Annotated in this window: 19 protein-coding genes; 8 read left to right on the top strand and 11 right to left on the bottom strand. The window is 64.2% G+C overall.

The window, feature by feature from the left end:
* Positions 1-24 precede the first annotated feature (24 nt).
* Positions 25-2,031 (bottom strand): hypothetical protein, encoded by a 2,007-nt coding sequence (locus CH291_RS04635; RefSeq protein WP_094686879.1) that lies wholly within the window; start codon positions 2,029-2,031, stop codon positions 25-27.
* 41 nt (positions 2,032-2,072) lie between these two features.
* Positions 2,073-3,314 carry an ATP-grasp domain-containing protein gene (locus CH291_RS04630; RefSeq protein ID WP_094639239.1) on the bottom strand — a complete coding sequence of 414 codons (1,242 nt, stop codon included), beginning with the start codon at positions 3,312-3,314 and terminating at the stop codon, positions 2,073-2,075.
* A 182-nt stretch (positions 3,315-3,496) separates the two neighbouring features.
* Here CH291_RS04630 and CH291_RS04625 point away from each other — a divergent pair, with 182 nt between their 5' ends.
* The 3 genes from CH291_RS04625 to CH291_RS04615 all read left to right on the top strand — a co-directional run bounded on the left by CH291_RS04625 (position 3,497) and on the right by CH291_RS04615 (position 5,459).
* Positions 3,497-3,838: a GNAT family N-acetyltransferase gene (locus CH291_RS04625; RefSeq protein ID WP_094686834.1), complete on the top strand. Its 342-nt coding sequence runs from the start codon at positions 3,497-3,499 to the stop codon at positions 3,836-3,838.
* Between the two features lie 81 nt (positions 3,839-3,919).
* Positions 3,920-4,855 carry a pirin family protein gene (locus tag CH291_RS04620; RefSeq protein ID WP_094686833.1) on the top strand — a complete coding sequence of 312 codons (936 nt, stop codon included), beginning with the start codon at positions 3,920-3,922 and terminating at the stop codon, positions 4,853-4,855.
* 28 nt (positions 4,856-4,883) lie between these two features.
* Complete coding sequence (locus CH291_RS04615) at positions 4,884-5,459, top strand: hypothetical protein (protein ID WP_094686832.1); 576 nt, start codon at positions 4,884-4,886, stop codon at positions 5,457-5,459.
* Here the strand turns inward: CH291_RS04615 and CH291_RS04610 are convergent.
* Positions 5,456-6,388: a DAPG hydrolase family protein gene (locus CH291_RS04610; protein ID WP_255183077.1), complete on the bottom strand. Its 933-nt coding sequence runs from the start codon at positions 6,386-6,388 to the stop codon at positions 5,456-5,458. The two genes, CH291_RS04615 and CH291_RS04610, sit on opposite strands and share 4 nt — an antisense overlap.
* 80 nt (positions 6,389-6,468) lie before the next feature.
* Between CH291_RS04610 and CH291_RS27025 the strand changes: the two genes are divergently transcribed.
* The gene (locus tag CH291_RS27025) at positions 6,469-7,083 is read left to right on the top strand and encodes a TetR/AcrR family transcriptional regulator (RefSeq protein ID WP_068055695.1); all 615 of its coding nucleotides are present in this window, start codon (positions 6,469-6,471) and stop codon (positions 7,081-7,083) included.
* Positions 7,084-7,098: 15 nt separating this feature from the next.
* On the opposite strand, the gene CH291_RS04600 is transcribed toward CH291_RS27025, so the two are convergent.
* The 8 genes from CH291_RS04600 to CH291_RS04565 form a co-directional block, all read right to left on the bottom strand.
* Positions 7,099-7,824, bottom strand: coding sequence for a YoaK family protein (locus tag CH291_RS04600; protein ID WP_068055698.1), 726 nt, complete (start codon positions 7,822-7,824; stop codon positions 7,099-7,101).
* Positions 7,825-7,874: 50 nt separating this feature from the next.
* Positions 7,875-8,627: a TauD/TfdA dioxygenase family protein gene (locus tag CH291_RS04595; RefSeq protein ID WP_094686831.1), complete on the bottom strand. Its 753-nt coding sequence runs from the start codon at positions 8,625-8,627 to the stop codon at positions 7,875-7,877.
* Entirely contained in the window at positions 8,624-9,646 is a 1,023-nt protein-coding gene (locus CH291_RS04590; RefSeq protein ID WP_094686830.1) for a D-alanine--D-alanine ligase, read from the bottom strand. The genes CH291_RS04595 and CH291_RS04590 overlap by 4 nt, the downstream gene beginning before the upstream one ends.
* Entirely contained in the window at positions 9,646-10,932 is a 1,287-nt protein-coding gene (locus CH291_RS04585) for an ATP-grasp enzyme (RefSeq protein WP_094686829.1), read from the bottom strand. The genes CH291_RS04590 and CH291_RS04585 overlap by 1 nt, the downstream gene beginning before the upstream one ends.
* Positions 10,929-11,729 carry an O-methyltransferase gene (locus tag CH291_RS04580; protein WP_094670372.1) on the bottom strand — a complete coding sequence of 267 codons (801 nt, stop codon included), beginning with the start codon at positions 11,727-11,729 and terminating at the stop codon, positions 10,929-10,931. The genes CH291_RS04585 and CH291_RS04580 overlap by 4 nt, the downstream gene beginning before the upstream one ends.
* Positions 11,726-12,937: a sedoheptulose 7-phosphate cyclase gene (locus CH291_RS04575; RefSeq protein WP_094639246.1), complete on the bottom strand. Its 1,212-nt coding sequence runs from the start codon at positions 12,935-12,937 to the stop codon at positions 11,726-11,728. Before CH291_RS04575 ends, CH291_RS04580 begins: the two co-directional genes overlap by 4 nt.
* A gap of 60 nt (positions 12,938-12,997) precedes the next feature.
* Entirely contained in the window at positions 12,998-13,663 is a 666-nt protein-coding gene (locus CH291_RS04570; RefSeq protein ID WP_094686828.1) for an HAD-IA family hydrolase, read from the bottom strand.
* A gap of 134 nt (positions 13,664-13,797) precedes the next feature.
* Positions 13,798-15,303, bottom strand: coding sequence for an adenylate/guanylate cyclase domain-containing protein (locus tag CH291_RS04565; protein WP_094686827.1), 1,506 nt, complete (start codon positions 15,301-15,303; stop codon positions 13,798-13,800).
* Positions 15,304-15,455: 152 nt separating this feature from the next.
* Here CH291_RS04565 and CH291_RS04560 point away from each other — a divergent pair, with 152 nt between their 5' ends.
* The 4 genes from CH291_RS04560 (at position 15,456) to CH291_RS04545 (ending at position 20,560) form a co-directional block, all read left to right on the top strand.
* Positions 15,456-16,361 (top strand): AurF N-oxygenase family protein, encoded by a 906-nt coding sequence (locus CH291_RS04560; RefSeq protein WP_082898813.1) that lies wholly within the window; start codon positions 15,456-15,458, stop codon positions 16,359-16,361.
* A gap of 38 nt (positions 16,362-16,399) precedes the next feature.
* On the top strand, positions 16,400-17,896 hold the full coding sequence (locus CH291_RS04555; RefSeq protein WP_094686826.1) for an FAD-dependent oxidoreductase: 1,497 nt from the start codon (positions 16,400-16,402) through the stop codon (positions 17,894-17,896).
* Between the two features lie 99 nt (positions 17,897-17,995).
* Complete coding sequence (locus CH291_RS04550; protein WP_176460324.1) at positions 17,996-19,093, top strand: ferredoxin reductase; 1,098 nt, start codon at positions 17,996-17,998, stop codon at positions 19,091-19,093.
* A 24-nt stretch (positions 19,094-19,117) separates the two neighbouring features.
* The gene (locus tag CH291_RS04545; RefSeq protein WP_094686825.1) at positions 19,118-20,560 is read left to right on the top strand and encodes a fatty acid desaturase family protein; all 1,443 of its coding nucleotides are present in this window, start codon (positions 19,118-19,120) and stop codon (positions 20,558-20,560) included.
* Positions 20,561-20,604 lie beyond the last annotated feature (44 nt).

The raw sequence follows: 20,604 nt of genomic DNA, 5'->3' as shown, positions 1-20,604 counted from the left end.
CGACTCGGGGCGCACAAGTGGATCTCAGGCCTCGGGCACCGATCGTTCTGCGCCCCAACTCCGTTCGATGTAGCCGCGGATGCGCTCGATGTCCTCGGCTGGGATTCTCTCCGGCTCGCCGTGCTCGAGGGGATCGGTGTGGAAGATGTACAGCCGTGAGGCGAACTGGTCGAACGGCAGCGAACCCTCGCCTGCGCGTTCGCCGTTGCCCGCCGTGCCCACCACGACGCCGTCGCCCCAGTCCTGCCCGCTGTCGTTGTTCGGGTTGAAGAAGTACACCCGCATGGTGCCGTCGGGATCGGTGTTCACGCGCAGGATCGTGATGGCGTGCCACCCCACATACCGTGCGGCGCTGTCGGTTACGGCCACACCTGCCGGCTGCGGATGGATCAAGGGTTGGTGCCCGTTGTACTCCGGGTGGTACGCCGCGTAGAACTGCCGCAGAAAGGCGTCCAGGTCGACGAGATTGCCGGTCGCGACATCGACGTCGATGTGGAATTCGCGTGCCGACCACCACCCGTGGAACTCGGGATTGACCCAGCGGTGCGGGTCGCCGGGACGATCGGCGCAACGCCGGACCATCTCGGCATAGATGCGATCGAGGTGTGGAACCAGCAACAGCGACGCGGGATCGAGGTCCACCGGATCGGTCGTGGCGACGCCGCTGACACTCTCGGTCGACGAGATCGACTGCCCCTCGAAGTGCATGACGATCTCCTCGTCACGCGCCGCCCACACCACCATCTGCAGCAGGTAGTCCGGATCGTTGTAGGCCCACATCGACAATGCCCGCGCCGACTGACACGTCGGGTTGTCGCCCTGGCCCACGCCGAGGGGCTGCCCCAGCATCGAGAGCAAGCCCCCGAGCAAGCGTGACTCCGGCGCGGGGACCGGCCCGAACGTGGTGATCAGTCGTTCCCGCACCGCGGGAGCAAGTTTCAGCGAGATCTGCCGCCACAGGGACGGCACGATCGGCGGCTGATGCAGAATCCCGCGATCGAGAAGCAGTGCCAATCCGTAGAGGCACTGCGCGGTCTCGGGATACACCGTCTCCTCGATGAGGCGATGCACCAGTTCCGGATACCGCGTCAGGCAGGTCCGGCCGGTATCGGAAAGGCCGAGGGCCTCGGGCAGAACGTACGAGTAATGGTCGACGAGATACTGCGTCAGCGTCGCGTGATACGGGGAGACGAGCCCGGTGTCGTGCATGGCTCGCGCGAATCCGCGGGCCTCGAACTGCAACGCCTCGACGTCCATCGCCTCGAGTCGCGATCGGTACACCTCGACGCCCGGATCCTCGCGGCAGGCATCGGTTGTGCCGAACAATGCCGTGATCAACCGATCCAGACCTTGACCGGACGTGCCGAGATCGACGGTGGGATCGTCACGATAGATCGCGATGCGGGTGACCATGTCCTTGATGGTGTCCACCTGAATCGGACGCTGCCGCAGAATCCGCCAGATCTCCTCGACCAACTCGTCGAGCACACTGTCGTAGCCGATCTGCCCGGCCACGTACCCGAACAGATCACGGATCAGATGCGCGGTGCGCCCCAGGCGAACTCGCTCCGACTCGGACGGTGGTGTGAACAGGACGTCGAGATTCACCGCGAGAACCTGAGAGAGGAACCGGCGGGCATCTTCGGCGGTCACCGCAGCATGCTCGTACTCGCCCGCGACGATCGCGACCATCCGCAGTTCGCTGGTCGCCTCGAGTACGAAGGTGTCGTCGTTGCCGCTGCGCAAGCTGGGCCCTACGAACCCCGGAACGAGAATGTCCGGCTGTGCCCAATCGGTGCCCGCGAACAGCCCCGCATTCTCGAGCACCTCGGCGCGTTCGCGAATTGCACCGCAACCGCCGGGCTGCAACAGGACTCGATGCACACCATCCAGAACTCTTCGCACCTTGGTGTTCTTGCTGAACTCGGGTGCATCGGCCAAGGCATGCACGGCATGGTCCAGTTGCGCCAACCGTGATGCCAATGCTTTGTCCACGGTGGTGGTCGCGTTCGTCGGTGCCGGCTCGTCCATGGTCTGTGACGATGGGTTGCGGTCGTCTCCGAGTTGCTGCTTCACACGTAGAAGTCCAGTTCTTCCTGATGCTTCAACAAGTCACGCATGACGTAGGTGTCCTCACCGAAGAAGTACAGCAGGCCCCAGTGGGTACCGAATGCCGTTCTCTTGGTGACGGTTTCCTCCACCGGTGCCGACAGATCGTTGGTCTCGTAGTAGTCGTGCCCGCTGGTCTCCTCGGGAATCTGCAGTTGGCTGACGACGCGGCGTCGCGGGTACACCCCGAAACATCCGGCGACACCGGTGGCGTCGACGACCTCCTTCGGGAAGAAGGCGTCGATCTCCTCCTCGGTGGTCTTCGGGTCGAACGCCAACGCCAGGCCCTGGTAGGCGTTGAAGCCGTAGGCCCGCTCGAGCAGCTCGAACACCTTGAAACCCGGTGGGCGGTAAGCAACTTCGCCGAAGTACATCTCGCCGTCACTGGTGACGAAGTACTCGGGATGAATGAAGCCGAACTCGATGTCGAACGTCTTGATCAACTTCTCGATCTGCACCGTGATCTGCTCGCGGTACTTCTCCAGTTCCGGTGTGGCCGGAACGAACACCGAATAGCCGAGCGTGACGTATTCGGAGATGTTGAGGAACTTGATCTTGCCGTTGTGAATCCATGCTTCGACGGCGAACTCCCAACCGTCGAGATGCGATTCCATCAGCGCCGGAAATTCCTCGTCGGGAATGGAGTCGACCTCGTCGGGGGTGCGAATGACACGGTGGCCGAGGCAGCCTGCCTTGTCGAATGCCTTGACATGGATGGGATCGTTCGGATCGCCGTCGAGCTTGAGCAAGGTCTGGTTGACTCGCTTGAGGAATCGGATGACGTCCTCGCGGTCGTGGGCCTCTTCGAAGATGCCGACGCGGATTCCACCGAGTTGGGCGCGACGCTTCATCAAGGACTTGTCGCGCAGCAGCATCGCCTGACCGAACAGTCGCGGGTTGCCCAGCAGCACCGAGTTGATGGCACCGGCCCACTCCACCGTCTCCTCGTAGAGCGGGATCGCGACGTCGACACCCTTGTCCTGCAGGGTCTCGGCAATTTCCAGTGAGCGATCGTTGAGTCGCTCGAAGTTCCACGGGAGGTATGGAATGTCGTGCTCGGTGCAGTACGCCTCGGCCCACTCGGGGGCGACGACGACGTAGCGCCGATCGAACTTGTCCAGTGCTTCCACCGCGGCCAAACTCCACCCCAGCAGGGCCACGAAACCCTTGTTCGGGTCTTTCTCCAGCCTGTCTGGCTGAGCCATGAAGTTCCTTCCCCTAGATGATTCATCGGTCGAGGTCCTTCGCTCCACCGTACAGAGGCAGTATCGGTCACCGGGCACCCCTGTATGCGACTGTGGATCGGAAACGCGCCGGATCCAGGTGTTCGGTAGCGTTCACGATCGACGAGGTGCGGTGCGCGCCTTCCTGGAACGAGGAGTGCGACATGACGGTCGACAAAACGGGTGCGCAGGTCGAAATCACCCAGCAAGCAGATCGTTTCACGGTTTCGGCCGACGGCTCGCAGGTCGGGTTCACCGAGTTCGCCGACGACGAACACGGCAGACGTATCTTCTTCCACACCGAGGTCGACGCAGCGTACGGCGGACGTGGTCTGGCGACGATTCTCGTGCAGCAGGCGCTCGACGCCACCCGCAACGATGCCAAGCGGATCGTGCCGATCTGCGAGTTGGTAGCGGCCTTCGTGGGCAAGCACTCGGAATTCGACGACGTCGTGGAGCAGCCGACGGACGAGATCCGGCAATGGCTGGCCGACCGGCGGGGCTGACCGCGGGAATACCGTCGGGCTTCGGCGGGTTGAGACGATCAGAGTAGTTGCAGAGTCAACTACATTGCCGAAAGGGACGCCATGCCTGCAGTGACGGTCGACAACATCCTCGCCTTGCCCCGAATCCCTATACCCGACGCCACCGCCGTCCCCCGGCCGGTCCGGTCCGTCACGACGGCACCGACGGGATTCGAGGGGGAGGGCTTTCCGGTCCGTCGCGCATTCGCGGGACTGGACATGGCGTCGCTCGACCCGTTCATCCACATGGATCAGATGGGCGAGGTCAACTACGCGCCCGGCGAGCCGAAGGGGACGCCGTGGCATCCGCATCGCGGGTTCGAGACGGTCACCTACATGATCGACGGCATCATGGAGCACAAGGACTCTCACGGCGGCGGCGGAGTCATCGGCGGTGGCGACACGCAATGGATGACGGCGGGCGGGGGCATCCTGCACATCGAGGCTCCGCCGGAGCATCTGGTGCTCTCGGGTGGGCTGTTCCACGGTGTTCAGCTGTGGGTCAATCTGCCGCGCGAGAACAAGATGGCGCACCCGCGCTACCAGGACATCACCGGCAGCAGAGTCGCACTGGCGTCGAGTCCCGACGGTGGTGCGTTGGTCCGCGTGATTGCCGGCGAGATCGCAGGCATGCAGGGCCCGGGGTCGACGTACACTCCGATTGCGCTCTCGCACAGCACCATCGCACCGGGTGCGGCGCTGACGCTGCCGTGGAACAGGGAGTTCAACGCACTGGTCTACGTTCTCGCGGGCGAGGGCACCGTGGGCGCGGAGAAGCGTCCGATCAGGATGGGGCAGACGGCGCTGTTCGGCCGGGGAGACACCATCGAGATGTCCGCGTCTGCGGCGGGGGAATCGCTGGAGGTGTTCGTTCTCGGCGGCAAGCCGATCAGGGAACCCGTCGCGATGGCAGGCCCGTTCGTCATGAACACCAAGTCCGAAGTGCTGCAGGCGTTCGAGGACTACCAGGCCGGTCGGCTCGGCGTTCCCGTCGAATGATCGTCTCGGCCGTGCAACGATCTCCTGCATGAGCGACGCCGAACCCCGTATTCGCAGAACACGGCTGTATCGCCGTCTGGTCACCCGCGCGGACGGCCCGCTCGAGCCCGCGCGGGCGGCCAAGAGGCTGTCGGCCTACGTCTACGGAAACATCCTGGTTCTGGCGGCGGTCGCAGCATCGACGCCGAGCTCGATCGAGAACGGAACGGCTGTTGTTCTGGTTCTGGCCACGGCGGTGACGACGTTTCTGGCGCATGTGTTCGCCGATTTCGTCGCCAGCAGTCAGATTCCCGAAGCGCACGGCGATGCAACCGACGAGCAACGCACATTCGAGGCCGTCGAGGAATTCCGTGACGCCGTGCCGATCCTGAGCTCCGGCACGGTCCCTGCGGTGATGCTGGCCCTCGGCTGGTTGTCGGTGCTCCCGGGGCAGTGGTCGGAACTGCTGGCCGGCGGAGTCATCGTGATACGCATCGCGACGATTCAGATGGTCACGGAACGAATTCGCGGCAACCCGTTGACCTTCCGCGCAATTCTGGGTGGTCTGGCCACCGCTGCGATCGCAGCACTCATAGTCCTGGCCAAGGTGTTTCTGGGGCACTAGCTCCCGAACTCGGCGTACAACTCCGGCAGGAAGCCGGCCAGGTGATTCATCTCCTGTCCGCAGTGCAGCAACAGATCTCGGGCGAGATCGACCCCGAGATCGAGGTCCGTCGGATCGACGGACGCCCCGCGGCGGACGGCGCACACGGCCTGCTCGATGTCCGGTACGTGCAGCCCGCGCAGGTTCAGGAAGAAACGGCTACGCATCTCGGCACCGCCGTCGACGGGACGCACCTGGTGGGCCAGCCAGCCCAGGTCCACCGGCGCGATGGAGCTGCCCACTCGGCCGAAGACGATCGTCTGATCCGCGGGAACGTCGAAGCCGTGCGCAATCGGATCGCGAAAGGCGATGCCCAGCTGTTGCAGCTTCGGCCCGACGTACTCGTCCACGAAAGTCGTGTTGCCGACGTACTTGGCCTTGTCGGGAATGTCGAGTGCCGTTCGATCCTCGGCGAGGGCTGCGTAGAGGTGGGCGTCGGGATGCCACAGCTTGTAGCGTGCGGCCTCGGTGGAATGCCAGCCGAACCACCAGTCCCACATCGCTGCCGTCACGCGCGGCATCACCGTGCGGACCGCCACGAACGTCACTCCATCGGCGCGTCGACCGTATCCGGTCTCGATCGTGGAGTAGCCGGTGGGCGCGAGATCGGTTGTGATGGAATCGAATCCAGGAATCGAATCCGGCGCGAGGGCCGGGCCCGCACAGGCGTCCGCGACGGCGGTCGGTGCGGGCGTCGTTCGCTGTGCCATGTATCGGGCGTACGGCAGATCTCGATCGGCGTCGCGGTAGCCCTGGTAGCGCTCACCGCACTCGTCCGCCGAACCGGTTGCCGGGGCCGCCACCGCCTTGGCTACCGGGCCGACGACGGCGACGGTGGCCGCAGCGGCCGCTCCGATCATGATCTGGCGTCGTGTCGGCCCCCGGGTCATGCGACCACCCCTCTCAACATTCGTTGAGGCTAGGTCGTGGAATCGATGTATGTCAACAGCCGGGCACTACACTGCGCGGTATGAGTCCGGCACACCCCAGGGACGACGAGTCGAGAGTGCGTCGGCGCGACGAGATCGCCACGGCCGCGATCGAGGTGCTCGCCACCCGAGGTCTTCGCGGCTTGACGCACCGGGCGGTGGACGCCGCAGCGGGACTGGGACCCGGGTCGGTGAACTACCACGCGCCCACCCGGAGTCGGCTGCTTCACCTGGCTCTCGGTCAGCTGTTCGTCCGCGACTTCGAGGTGGCCGGAGCGACCTTCGGCAGTCTCGTCGACGTCAAGCCGCTCACCGCCGATATCGTGGTGTCGCGCATCATCGATTTCATCGACGCCATGACGACCGGGGATGCCGTCCAACGGGTCATCGCTCGCCACATCATGCTCGGCGAGGCGCAGCACGACGACGAAATTCGCGAGTTGTTCGACAGTCAACGAGCAGCATTCGTCACCTACACCCAGTGGATCGTCGCCTCGTTGGACTCCGAGGATCCGCCGTCCGACGCCGAGACCCTCGTGGTGATGATCGAGGGGCTGGTGCAGCGGCAAGTGCTGATCGGGTCACGCCTGTCCCCGGGTTTCATCGAGCAGATGTTGCGCAAGATCGTGGTGGCCTCGCCGCTGGTCGAGAACTGACCCGGGCCGGCGGCCTCACCCCAGCAGCGAACGACGCTCGGTGTGGGTGAACGTGAAGATCGTCGCGCCGAAGCTGATCAGTGCGGTCAGAAGCAGTACCTGCGGGCCGGTGATGACGACGCCGATGAAGGCTCCGATCGCGCCGCCCAAGGCGAACGATCCGAGAAGGGCTGTGTAGCAGAGCCAGTCGTAGCGCGTCCCGCCGCCGAACATGTGCCGCTCGATTCCCTGGCCGAGTTTGACCATGGTCCCGGTGACGTAGCTCAGGGGAATGTAGGTCTCTTCCTTCTTCGTGAACGCGGTGTTGAGAGCACCGAGTGCGAAGGCCACCAACAGAATCGGGTAGAAGTTCACGTTGGCCGACGACCATCCGGAGATGGCGATGTCGATCGCGCCTGCTCCGGCGAGTGCGATCGTGGTGAGCACCGTTGCTCCGTGCGGGTGATTCGACCAGTAGCGACGACGGCAGATCGACGAGATCACGACGCCTGCCAGGAAAGAGCCCATGAGCGCCAGTGCCGCGATCGGTGAGGCCCCCGGGGTGACCTCCTTGCCCTCGGGATGCCCGAAGTGTCCGACGACTGCTCGCTCGGTGTTGCCGGTCATGAAGGTCACGAAGTAGCCGGCGGAATGGAGGAAGGCAACTGCACCCACCATCCCTGCCAGTCCCGACAATATCCAGGACAGACGAGCTTCGGCACCGACGGCTGTTTCGCGGCTGATCGTCAACGGGGAAGTCATGACTCGATTGTCCGGACTACGGGCGAACCGGCAAATCTTTGAGTTGTCGGTCACATAACCGACGGCGATTCACCATTGGCGACCATTCCCCGGTGCATGACCCTGTTTCCCACGACCCCGCTGTGATCGGCTCTGTGCATCACACATCGGTTGTCCCACATGACGACGTCCTCCGGTGCCCACGCGTGTCGCAGCACATTGGTCTCGCGAGTCGAATGCTCGAACAGGTATCGCACGGTCTCCTGTGCCTCCTCGGTGGACATTCCGCTGATCGCGACGCATCGCGCAGGCGCCGACAACGCCAGTGCGGTACGCCCGGTCACGGGATGCACTGCGAACAAAGGATGTTCGGCACAGGAATCGGTGTCCGACGCCACCCCGGTCACTCGGTGCGTCACCGTTCTTCCGGCCAGGTCCGCTTTGCGGTCGGCCGGCAAGGTGTCGTAGGCCGCGTACTGGTCGCTGAACAGCGTGCTGCCCCCGGCCTCCGGTACCTCGACCGCGCGTAATGCGGTGTAGGCAGGCGGATTCGGTACATACGTGGTGTCCACGTGGAACGTCGATTTCGGCGGTGTGGTGCGGCCGACGTTGCTGATGACGTTCAGATCGGGAAAGCCCGGCACAGGCGTCTCGCCCTCGGTGAACATCATCTCGCCGAACCGCCGGAGAAATGCCAGGAAGCCCGCGTCGTCCAGGGGCTGTCTGCGTAGAATCAGCACGCCGTGTTCGGCCAACAGCGTTCGCAGTTCTTCGGTCTCGGTGGAGCTCAGGTCCAGCTCGTCGATCTCGATTCCCAACGTCACGAGGACAACTCCTTCACCGACAGTTCGTCGAGCGTTCGTGCGAACAGTTCGTCGACGGCGATACCTGCCGCCGAGGCCATCACGGCGAGCACGCTCGACGGCGAGTACGAGCAGTACAGACCGGCTTCGAGGAACCACGGTTGTCCGTCGGGGTCGATCCGGAAGTCGAACAGACCGTAGTGCCGGCAGCCGAGAGATCGATAGCACGATCGTGCTGCCGCCCAGACCTTCTCGGTGATCGGATCGGAGACGTCCACCATCCAGGCCCTGGTCTGCTCCTTCGCGACCAGGTACAGATCCCCGTCCGAGGTGCGATTCAACTTGTCGGCGCTGGTACGAATCGACTCGACGGCATACTCCTCGAGAGGAAGGCAAATCAGCTCGTCTCCTCGTGCGATGATGCCGCAACGGACCTCGCGGCCGAGGGGGATGTACGACTCCACCAGTGCCGCAGACGAATACGTCAGAGCCTCGCTCACTGCGGTTGCCAGCCGGTCGGATTCGCGAACCAGTGTGACGCCCATCGAGTTGTCCGAGTCCACTGGCTTGACGACCACCGGCAGATCGACGTCGACGTCGTCGCCGCACCGCACCACGACACCGGCGGGAACGGCTACCCCGGCCGCTGCGACGACGGCTCGGGCGCGAGCTTTGTCCGCCGTCATCGCCATCACGTCCGGACCGTTGCCCACGTACGGCACGCCCAACAGATCGAACAGGCTGCGGTATGTCGTCATGCCGGGCAGGCAGAACATCTGCGGCACCATGACGTCGAAATGCCACGACGACATGACCTCCACCGCCTGCGCCAACGACATCTGGTGCGCCGACGCCACACTGGCGGCGTCGATGCCGCCGGGAAAGCTCCAGAGCCCGCCGGGGGAAACGAACGCCACCTCGAACCGATAGTCGGGATTTCCACCGAGTGCGTCGAGGAATCCGCCCGCGTACACCCGAGACAGATCGCAGTGGAACTCGTCCACCGACGATCCGACCAGTACCAGGACCGACAGGGTCATCAGTCGCCTCCGTTCTCCACGAGCTTGCCGATGTTGAAGTCGATGCGTGACCATCCGCGTCGGGCCAGCAGATTTCGCACCAGCAGGGACGGAATTTGGAGGTGGTGCACCAACAGATAGGGAAGTGGATCCCAGCCGGCGAGGATGGCGTCCTTTCCCTCGAAGATGCTGCGCAAGCGGGCTGTTCGGTTGCCCTCGGTGAGCAGCCGCCACACCTCGTGGTAGATCCAGTAGGTCGGACGAGCCGTCGTACGCGGCACGATCACGGGATGGCCGTCGTCGAGGTACGCGGCAGCCAGGTCGGGATGGTCGTAGAACATCGTGATGGCCGAGTGGGTGCGGGGGTTGCACTCGATGGCGTAGATGTGGCCGTCGGCGGCGGACTCGATGAAGTCGAACGACAGCTGGCCGGTGACGTCCAGCGAAGAGACGAACGTTTCCACCCAGCGCAGGATGTCGGGCTTGTCGACCATCTCGTAGTTGACCTGGAACGCCGATGATTCACAGCAGCCGTACACCTGCAACCGGCCGGCGCGGACGGTGCCGTGGGTGCAGTACTCCTGCCCGGCAACGAACTGCTGCAGGATCCACGGATCGTCCTCGGAGATCCCGAGACTGCGTGCGAATCGCAGGTTTTCGGCAGGCGTGTCGCGGGTCAATCGCGTCAGATCCATGCGGCCGACCGGGTTGTACGAGATGCGTTTGAGGATGTACTCACGGCCCGGTGGGAAGTCGAACTCCGCGATCTGCTCGACGTCGGTGATGCGTCGCCAATCGGGAACGCGCAAGCCGAGCGCCACAGCGTGTTCGGAGAACCTGGACTTGTCGTCGAGCATGCGCACCGTCGCGCCGTCGCCGTGCAGGACCTCGCAGTGCGAATCGAGCAGTGCCCGTGCGTCGGCATCGTGGATGCTCGCAGCCGGACTCGCGACGGGGACGAAGACGTCGACGCCTTCGCGGAGCACCACATCCAGAAGTGCTCGGGCGTAGCCGGATTCGGTCGGGTCGGGTACACAGTGAAATCGGTCGACCGCACGTGAGAACCGATGGCCGGTGAAACGGTACTTGGCCGATTCCACCAGGACGACTCGGTGCCCGGCGAGATGGAAGGACCGCGCGAGCTGCAGGGCCTTGGTCATCTTCCCGCCGCTGATCATGACCGTCTTGGGGGAGTCGGTTCGGCGCGTGGCGGGCCGGCCGCCGCGGACGGCAGCCACCCCCGCCGCCACGAGGTCGGCGGGGAGGGTGGCAGTGAGTCCGACAAGTGCTGCGACAGTGCGGATCATGTGCGCCGGATCAAGGTGACGCCGTCGCGCAACGGCACCAGCACCTGCTCCACGCGGGGGTCGTTCGCCACGTACTCGTTGAATTCTGCGACGGCCCGGCCGTTCTCGGTGGGGCGTTCGCTGTACGGCTGCCCCTGCAGGAGGGTGTTGTCGACGGCGATCACGGCGTTGTCGGCCAGCAGCTCGCTACCGAGCAGGTGCTCCACGTACGCGCGGTATCCGGTCTTGTCGGCGTCGACGAAGACCAGATCGAACGTGCCCTCCAACCGGCGGAGGGTGTCCAGTGCAGGCCCCACTTCCACCGTGATGGACGAGCCCGCAGGCGAATCCGCAAAACAGGACCGCGCGAACTCGGCCACGTACGGATCCACCTCGCACGCGACCACCTCGCCGCCCGCGGGCAGAGCCTCGGCCATCGCCAGTGCCGAGTAGCCGGTGAACATACCGATCTCGAGCACCCGCTTCGCCCCGGTCATGTGCACGAGAAACGCAAGAAAGCGTCCCTCCACGTGGCCGGAGAGCATTTCCATCTCCAGGGGCCCCGAGCCGGAGACGACGTCACGTGATCTCCAGTCCTCGGTGCGGGTCCGCGATGCCAGTGTCGCCAGCGCTGCGGATTGGGAGGTGGTGCAGGTGTCGAGATACGGGTCGAGTCCCGCCGCGAGATCGCGGGCTCGATGAACACGGGTGATCAGCTCGTCGGTCGCCCCGGCACCGGCGTCGAGCAGATCGGCTATCTCGCTGAGCTCGCGCGCCAGAATTGTTGTCGGGGTGACCGGTCGCGGGGTCTGGGTCACGGCGTCGGTGCAGTGAACATGTCGAGACCCTCGCCTGCGCGCGGGAAATCGAGGCAGATCTTCTTGTGCAGAGTCAGCACATCGGCCAACTCGGCTGCGTCGAGATCGTTGAGAAAGCGGCATGTGCCGATCGGGTCCGGCACCGCCGCGCGCAGAATCCCGTCGCGGGTCTTGAGGATCGATGCCGTTGCCTCCGAGAGCAACTCGGGTGTCAGGTACGGGCTGTCCAATGCCAGCCCGATGCTGGACATGACGCCGAGCACTCGATCGCGATCGGCAGTGGACAGGTGACCACGCTGTTCGGCGACGGTCGTCGACAGCGCCATGTCGATGTTGATCGCGTGGCCGTGGAAGAACGGGGCAGGCGGAGTCAGCTCGAGCGTCGGGCTCCAGGTGTGGCCGAAGGCGATGACGCGATCGAGATCGATCTCGTGCAGATTCGGTGCCTCGAGTTCGAGCATCGTCGCGATCGCCGAGTAGGTCAGTCGGTCTGCAACCGAACGCAATTCCGCTGTTCCGTCGAGATGACCGAATCGGGTTCGGAGCAGTTCCGGACCGTACTGTTCGAGCATCTCGAAGATCTCCAGATTGCCGACGACGGAGATCTTGATCAGCTCGGCCATGCCGTTGCGCACCTGATCCTCGGGCAACGTGCCGAGGAACGAGAAGTCCAGCAGCACCTTCTGCGACGCGTGGTACGCACCGAGGCGGTTCTTGTGCTTTCCGTAGTTGACGGCCACCTTGATGGACACGCTCGCGTCGATCAGGCCGATCAGTGTGGTGGGAATGCGAATGTACGGGGTGTTCCGTCGGTAGCTGGCGCACGCGAAACCCGCTACGTCCGTGGTCAATCCGCCGCCTACCACCAGCACCGGCTCGGTGCGGACCAGACCGAACGCATCGAACTCGCCCACGATGCGCTCGAACGTCTCCAGCGACTTCGCGGTCTCGGCGATGTGCACCGGAACCACCGTCAGGGCGATGTCGTAGTGATCGAAGTACGCGCTGATCCGGTCGCCGTAGATCTCGTGCACCGATTCGTCGACGACCATCAGCGCGCGACCGTACGGCCGGTAACTATCGGCCAATTCGGTGTTCTCGATTGCGAACACACCGTCGACGTAGATCAGGTCGTACTCGATGCGTTCGTAGCCTTCGACGCGAAACGACCTGTCCCCGGCAACGACCTGGGCCTGAAGATTGCTCACTGGTTACTCCTGGAGGATTGGATGAAGGGTCTGACTGAACGCTCGCTGCGCAGGCTTCGCTCAGGCGGAGATCAGAGCGCGGACACTCTCGGGATCGAGTGCATCGACGGTGTCGGTGGCCGAGCCGAACTCGGTGCCTGCAGTGTTCTCGTTGGGGAATGCGACGCAGGTGATGCCCGCGGCAACCGCCGCCTGGACACCGCCGGCATTGTCCTCGATGGCGACGCTGTCCGATGCGTTCTCGCCCAACGACTTCAATGCGAATTCGTACGACGCGGGGTCGGGCTTGCCGGCATCGACCGAGGACGCGTCGACGATGACGTCGAACGAGTCGGCTGTCAGCTCGGGGCTCACAGCCGCCAACAATGCGTCGATGTTCTCTCGCGACGTCGTGGTCACGAAGCCCACCTTCATGCCGTTCGCCTTGGCCGAGTCGATCGTGTCGGCCACACCCGGTCGTGTCTTCACGTCGGATTCGCCGATCAGACGCTGGAAGATCTCGGACTTCGTCGCGTGCACGGCAGCGGCGTCCACCTCGGTACCCGTGTCGGACGCGTATTCGCTGATTCGGTCGGCACCACCGTTCGATCCGAGCATGGCCCGGTAATCCTCGCGAGACCAGTTCCAGTTCAGATCGTGTGCTGCGAACGCCTCGTTGAACGAGCGACGTTGCAGTTCGGACGTGTCGACGAGAGTGCTGATCGAGCCGAACAGAATTGCGGACATGGATGCCTTTCGGAGCGAGAGACGTTGTACTGGTCAATGTCTCGCGCATGCGCGATGGGTGAGTTGGTTCGGGGGGTATGCCCCATCGGCACCGAACGGGAAACCTTCGAATTTTTCGGCAGAACGGTCGGACGTCAGCGGTGCCGGACGGGCGCGGCCAGAGTCGTCGGTGTCGACCGGCCGCGCAGGGTGACCGCCTCGCCCGTCGTCCACTGCGCGCGTTCGTCGACGGAGGCGTGATCGAGCACGATCGACGACGTGAGCACGTCGGTGTTCGGGTCGTCCTTCGCGAGATCGGTGAGCCGAGCCGCCTGATTGACGGTGTCGCCGATGACGGTGTACTCGAATCGGGATTCGGCTCCGATGTTTCCGGCGATGACCGGGCCGTACGTGACGCCGATGCCGATCTCGAAGCCGCCGTCGGAGGCGAGGGCGACGGCCAGGGTGCGTGCGGTGCGCAGTGCCGCCGTCGCGGGATCTGGGTGGTCGACCGGAGCGCCGAAGATCAGCAGTGCGGCATCACCCTCGAACTTGTTGACGAAGCCGCCGTGTCGTTCGCCGTGCTCGACCACCACTGCGAAGAAGCGGTTGAGCAGATCGACCACCGCTTCCGCGGATTCTCGCTCGGCCATCGCCGTCGAACCGACGAGGTCGATGAACAGCACGGCGACCGTTCGGTTCTCGCCGCCCAGACGAGGCGCGCTTGCCAGCGCGCGCTGCGCCACGTCGTGGCCCACGTGGCGGCCGAAGAGCGACCGCAGTCGTTCGCGCTCGTCGAGACCGACGACCATCTTGTTGAACCCGTTCTGCAACCGGCCGATCTCGGAGGCGTCGTAGACGTCGACGCGGGTGTCGGTCGCTCCGGCTTCGACGCGTTGCATGGCCGTGCTGACCTGCTGCAGCGGATCCGATACGGACCGTCCGACCAGGAACATGCCGCCGAATCCGACGACCAGGGCGATCGCGGACAGCGACACCATCGCGGGGGACAGGTCGACGTCGGGTGGGATGACGGTGTCGATCAGTCTACCGAGTCCGATGAGGCCGAGCCCCAGGATGGGAATGGCCGTGCTCAGGACCCAGATGAGAACGACGCGCAGCTTCACGCCGAGTGCGGCGGAATCGGTGACCGCACTGACTTCCATCACCGCTGCGGTGATCGGCCGAAGCGTTCTCTCGGCAACCAGATAGCCCAGCGAGCAGGTCGCCAGGCCGCCGAAGCTGACGGCAATCGCGACGATGATCGACAGCGCCGCGCCTGCCGACGCATTGACCCCGACGAACACCGCGACGCCGAGTGCCCACAGCAGCACGTGGACGCCGAGCTGACGAAGGGGCAGCCGCACGATGGCGATCGCGGTGGCGTCCGAGGGCGTGCCGCCGGTGTGCAGCCACAGCACGAGGGGCTTCGCAACGCGGAGGCCGAGCACGATCCCGATGGCGATCGCGACCGGTAGATACACGAAGAAGGCGACGTAATTTCGGTCCGACAGGATCTCCTCCGAGCCGACCGGCAACGGCAGGATGAAGCGGGCCAACACGAAGACGATGACTGCTCCGATGGCGTTGGCCGAGACCATACCCGCCGCGTAGAGGCGCATCGGGGTGCGGGTGAGGGCGGACCGTAGAGCTGCGATCACCGATGAATCTCCGTTCTCTGTTCGCTCGAACTGTAGGGGTCCGAAAAAGATTCGACGAGATTTCTTCTCGAGTGACTACCTGTGTCCCCGAGTACCTGGTAATCTCCGTAACAGTTACATACAGCGTTTCGACGATGGAAGGAACCACGGCGATGACCAGCACACTCTCCAGGAACGACGTTCTCGAGCCCGAGGATGTCTCCGCTCGTTTGCTCGATTCCGCCGCCCAGCTGTCGTACGACCCCTCCGAGGAGGTCGACTGGGAAGCCGATCTCGATCCCTCCCTCTACGGACTCAACCCGGAGTGGAGCACCCTCTACGGCACGAAGCTGTGGGACGAGATGAGCGAAGAGCAGCGCATCACGCTCACCCGCCACGAGGTCTGCTCGATCATGAGCACCGGCATCTGGTTCGAGATGATCCTGCAGCAGATGGTCCTGCGCGATCAGTACTGCAAGGACTCGTCGAACTCGGACTTCCAGTTCGCTCTCACCGAGATCGCCGACGAGTGCCGTCACTCGATCATGTTCGCCCGCGCCTGCCAGAAGATGGGCATCAAGGCCTACCTGCCGCGTCGATCGAGCATCGAACTCGGCCGTGGCTTCAAGGCTCTCGCGTCCGCCGAGGTCGCCTACGGTGGCATCCTCGTCGCCGAAGAGGTACTCGACGTCATGCAGCGCGACTGGATGCGCGGCGAGAACGTGCTGCCACTCGTGCGCACCACCAGCAAGATCCACGTCGTGGAAGAGTCGCGGCACATGACCTTCGCGCGTGCACAGATGCGTGAAGACATTGCAGGCAAGAGCCCGGCTCGCCGCAAGGCCAGCGCGCTCGTCGTCGCGATCGCCGCCCGCCTGATCGTGTCCAACATGGTCAACAAGGAGGTCTACGCAGCAGCTGGCCTCGACGTCGACCGCGCGGTGAAGGAAGCGAAGAACAACGCCCATCACCACACGATGATGCGCACCTCGAGCGAGCACCTGATGGCATTTCTTCTCGATTGCGGTTTGATCACCAAGCCGGCCGAGATGATCTACCGTCGTTTGCATATGCTCTGACCACTCTTTTCGAGGCCGTGAAGGACATCAGATAAACCATGCCGTTCGCGATCACGCAGAACTGTTGCAACGACGCATCCTGCCTGTCGGTGTGCCCGGTCAACTGCATTCATCCGACGCCCGACGAGCCGGATTTCGGTAAGACCGAGCTGCTCTACATCGATCCGCGCTCGTGCATCGACTGCGGTGCCTGCGCGGACGCGTGCCCGGTGGACGCGATCACGCGCGTCTCGCGTCTGACACCGGACCAGCAGATCTACGCCGACATCAACGCCGACTACTACAAGGACAAGCCCGCCGTGGCGGAGTGGGGCGCGCCTCGATTCCCGGTGGCGACGGTCAACGAACTGCCGCCGATCGACATCGCCATCGTCGGGACCGGACCGGCAGCCTGCTACACCGCCCAGGCGCTGTTGCGCGTGCCCGGCACCAACGTCACCTTCTACGACCGGCTGCCCACCGCGGGCGGTCTCGCCCGCTACGGCGTCGCTCCCGATCACCTCGGTACCCGACGCATCAGTGAGCACTTCCGTGGGATCTTCGTCCATCCACGGGTGACGATGAAGCTCGGTGTCGAGGTCGGCAAGGATGTCGACCACGTCGAACTGGCTCGGAAGTTCGACTCGGTGGTCTATGCCGTCGGTGCCGACAAAGACCGAGCCCTCGAGATTCCCGGTATCGACCTCGACGGATCGGTCAGCGCACGCACCCTGGTCGGCTGGTACACCGGCCACCCCGACGTTGCTGCCGACGCGATCGATCTCACCGGCGTCGATCGCGTCACCATCATCGGAAACGGCAACGTCGCACTCGACGCTGCTCGTATCCTCACGGCCGATCCGGACCGGCTCGACGGAACCGAGATCGCTCCTCATGCTCTGGCCGAGCTGCGTCGCCATCGCGTCCGCGAGGTCGTCGTCCTCGCCCGTCGTGGTCCTGAATTCGCGGCGTTCACCCGGTCCGAATGCAAGGCGCTCGTCGATCGCGCCGGCGTCGACGTCGTCGTGGCAGGACCGGACGGAATCGTCGACGCCATCGATCGCCTGCCGTTGTCCGCTCCTGCGTCGGCTCTGGCTGGGGCGACGCAAGTCGAACTGGGCTCGCAGGCACACGCCCGCCGCACCGTCTTCGCGTTCGGCCGAGCTCCGGCTGCTCTCCACGGCAGCGACTCGGTGCAGTCCATCGAAGTCGGCGTCGGTGAGCACGCCGTCGAGCTGCCGACCGAGTTGGTTCTGCTCGCGATCGGCTATCGCGGAACCCCGTCACCGGGAATCCCGTTCGACGACATCAGCGGCACCATCCGTAATGTCGGCGGTCGCATCACCGCTGCCGACGGCACTCCGGTTCCGGGTTGCTACGTCGTCGGGTGGGCCAAGCGAGGTGCCACGGGTGGCATCGGCGACAACAAGATCGATGCGGAGGAAACGGCCGAGGCGTTGCTGGCCGATGTGCCCACGCGTGGGCTTGCCCGTCCGGTCGGTTGGTACGGAAAAGTGAGTGCCGCCCTGGGCGACCGCGTTTCCAGAGCGCGCTGACCGGTCGGAACAGCCCGGTTCTGTTCACCTTGTGTAGCAGTCTCATTCGAGTCTGAGCGATTCGGATGTGTAGCACGGCGCACAGGGTTACCGTTGAGTATGGCTGAACGGGGGGCCAAGCCCCAGGTTTCTTTTGTAAGACGGACGATGCTGCGCGCAGTCCGATCGTTGTTCAATCCGCTCCGGCCCGACGACTACCTGTCGATGATCAATCCGCTGTGGACCACCCGCGAGCTTCGGGGGAAGGTCGAGCGGGTGACACCGGAGGGATCGGAGGCCGTCTCGGTGTACATCCGGCCGGGTTTCGAGTGGCAGGGCCACACACCCGGGCAGTACGTCCGACTCGGAGTACTGATCGACGGTCGGTACCACTGGCGGGCGTATTCGCTCACCTCCGATCCGGACCCGGTGGACGGATTGGTCAGCGTCAGTCCCAAGCTGGTGCCGTCGGGGACGGTCTCGCCGTACTTGGTGGGAACCATCAGGACCGGCGACATCGTCCGGCTCAGTGAGGTCGAGGGCGAGTTCACTCTGCCGAATCCGATTCCGGACAAGATGGTGTTCATCAGTGCAGGCAGTGGCATCACGCCGATCATCAGCATGTTGCGCGCCCTCGATCACCACGATCAGGTACGCGACGTCGTGGTGGTGCATTCCGTGCACAATCGCGACCAGTTGATGTTCGCCGATACCCTCGACGAACTCGAAGCCAAGCACGACGGGCTGACGGTGAAGCTGCGGATCACCAGCGACGAGGGTCGGATGAAGGCGTCCGAATTGGACGAGCTGGTCCCGGATTGGCGTGAGCGCGAAGCATTCTGCTCCGGTCCGGGTGAACATCTGGACGATCTGCGCTCGTACTGGAAAGACCAGGGTGACTACGACCGGTTCCATCACGAGAGTTTTCAGCCGGTCATCGGTGGTGGCGACGATGTAGGCGAGGGCGGCACCGTCAAGTTTCTCAACAGCAAGAAGGACGTCGAATGCGACGGCGGCACAACGATTCTCGCCGCCGGTGAGGAAGCCGGCCTGGATTTGACGTACGGCTGCCGGATCGGCATCTGCCACACCTGCGTAGGTACCCTGAAGAAGGGGCGTTTACGTGATCTACGTAACGGGGATATCTCCGAACCTACGGGGCAAGCGGTTCGGATCTGTGTCAACACTGCTGAGGGCGACATCGAAATCGAACTCTGATCTTCAAATCGAACAGGGGAATGAATGTCTATCGACGAAACCACCAGGCGTGTCACGGGCTCCGACGAGCCGGTGAACCCGCTGGCGCATCTGAGTGACGACACGATCGCCGAACTCGCCAAGGAGTTCGACGCCATCCACGACGAGGTGTACGCCAGCCTCGGTGACAAGGACCGGAAGTACATCACCTCGGTGATCGCAGCCCAGCGACAGCTGCTGGTCGCGGGTCGAGTGTTGCTGCTCGGATCGACCAGCAAGCCGGCATGGCTGGCAGGTACAGCGTGCCTCGGAATCGCAAAGATTCTCGAGAACATGGAGATCGGCCACAACGTCATGCACGGCCAGTGGGACTGGATGAACGACCCGGAAATCCATTCCTCCGTGTGGGATTGGGATACCGCGTCGACCGCGAGCTCGTGGAAGCACTCGCACAACTACGTGCACCACACGTACACCAACATCCGCGGCAAGGACAAGGATCTCGGCTACGAGATCATGCGTATCGACCCGCGGCAGAAGTGGCACCCGGCCTACCTGGCGCAGCCGTTCTACAACGTGCTGCTGATGGCGTTCTTCGAGTGGGGTGTCGCGCTGCACGATCTCGACATCGAGGCCATTCGTCGCGGTGAGAAGCCGGTCAAGGATCTCGTCGAGGATCTCAAGGGCATCGGCGTCAAGGCACGCAAGCAGTTCGTCAAGGACTACGTGGGTTGGCCGCTGATCTCCGCCGGTGCGTTCGCGCTGGCGCAGGTCGCATCGGGTGGACGTCTGCCCGAGAGCAAGCGCTCCAGGCTCGCGTCCAAGCTGCGTGGGTCTGCCCGATTCGGTAAGAACCGTCGGACCGCGGCTCTGCTGGACAGCCGGTTCAGTGGCGTCGAGAGCACGTTCCTGTCGACGGTGGCCGCGAACTTCACCGCGAACATCATTCGAAACGTCTGGTCGAACGCGATCATCTTCTGCGGACACTTCCCGGACCAGGCCTACACCTTCAGCCAGGAAGAGGTGGAGAACGAGACCCGCGGTGGGTGGTACGTCCGTCAGCTCGTCGGAGCCGCCAACATCGACGGTGGCCCGTTGTTCCACTTGATGAGCGGCAACCTGAGCTACCAGGTGGAGCACCACCTGTACCCGGACATGCCCAGCACCCGGTACGCGGACGTTGCGCCGAAGATCAAGGACATCTGCGAGCGCTACGAACTGCCCTACAACACCGGACCGTTCTTTCAGCAGTGGGGCATGGTCCAGCGCACCATCGCACGGCTGGCGTTCCCGGGCGGCAAGACTCGGCCGAAGCCGGGCCCCTACCGTCCCGAGGAGAGCTGGCGTCGTAAGTTCGCCGAAGGTGCCACCAAGGACAGCGAGGCCGCGAAGACGCGCGGCCGCGTGCCGGCAGGGCATCCGGCGGCCGGACCGGAGCACAACTCCGGCGGCGTCGATGTTCAGCCGCCGCCCCGTGGCGACGACTGAGTTCGTCCCGTGAAGAGCTGACGAAACCGCGGCCACCCGATTGC

Origin of the sequence: Rhodococcus sp. 14-1411-2a, assembly GCF_002259485.1 — a bacterium.
GTDB lineage: Bacteria > Actinomycetota > Actinomycetes > Mycobacteriales > Mycobacteriaceae > Rhodococcoides.
This window is presented reverse-complemented; position numbering and strand designations above follow the sequence as displayed.

Coding starts and splice junctions, on each gene's coding strand:
- CH291_RS04635 (WP_094686879.1), bottom strand. CDS start 2,031: ATGGACGAGCCGGCACCGACGAACGCGACCACCACCGTGGACAAAGCA.
- CH291_RS04630 (WP_094639239.1), bottom strand. CDS start 3,314: ATGGCTCAGCCAGACAGGCTGGAGAAAGACCCGAACAAGGGTTTCGTG.
- CH291_RS04625 (WP_094686834.1), top strand. CDS start 3,497: ATGACGGTCGACAAAACGGGTGCGCAGGTCGAAATCACCCAGCAAGCA.
- CH291_RS04620 (WP_094686833.1), top strand. CDS start 3,920: ATGCCTGCAGTGACGGTCGACAACATCCTCGCCTTGCCCCGAATCCCT.
- CH291_RS04615 (WP_094686832.1), top strand. CDS start 4,884: ATGAGCGACGCCGAACCCCGTATTCGCAGAACACGGCTGTATCGCCGT.
- CH291_RS04610 (WP_255183077.1), bottom strand. CDS start 6,388: ATGACCCGGGGGCCGACACGACGCCAGATCATGATCGGAGCGGCCGCT.
- CH291_RS27025 (WP_068055695.1), top strand. CDS start 6,469: ATGAGTCCGGCACACCCCAGGGACGACGAGTCGAGAGTGCGTCGGCGC.
- CH291_RS04600 (WP_068055698.1), bottom strand. CDS start 7,824: ATGACTTCCCCGTTGACGATCAGCCGCGAAACAGCCGTCGGTGCCGAA.
- CH291_RS04590 (WP_094686830.1), bottom strand. CDS start 9,646: ATGACCCTGTCGGTCCTGGTACTGGTCGGATCGTCGGTGGACGAGTTC.
- CH291_RS04585 (WP_094686829.1), bottom strand. CDS start 10,932: ATGATCCGCACTGTCGCAGCACTTGTCGGACTCACTGCCACCCTCCCC.
- CH291_RS04570 (WP_094686828.1), bottom strand. CDS start 13,663: ATGTCCGCAATTCTGTTCGGCTCGATCAGCACTCTCGTCGACACGTCC.
- CH291_RS04560 (WP_082898813.1), top strand. CDS start 15,456: ATGACCAGCACACTCTCCAGGAACGACGTTCTCGAGCCCGAGGATGTC.
- CH291_RS04555 (WP_094686826.1), top strand. CDS start 16,400: ATGCCGTTCGCGATCACGCAGAACTGTTGCAACGACGCATCCTGCCTG.
- CH291_RS04550 (WP_176460324.1), top strand. CDS start 17,996: ATGGCTGAACGGGGGGCCAAGCCCCAGGTTTCTTTTGTAAGACGGACG.
- CH291_RS04545 (WP_094686825.1), top strand. CDS start 19,118: ATGTCTATCGACGAAACCACCAGGCGTGTCACGGGCTCCGACGAGCCG.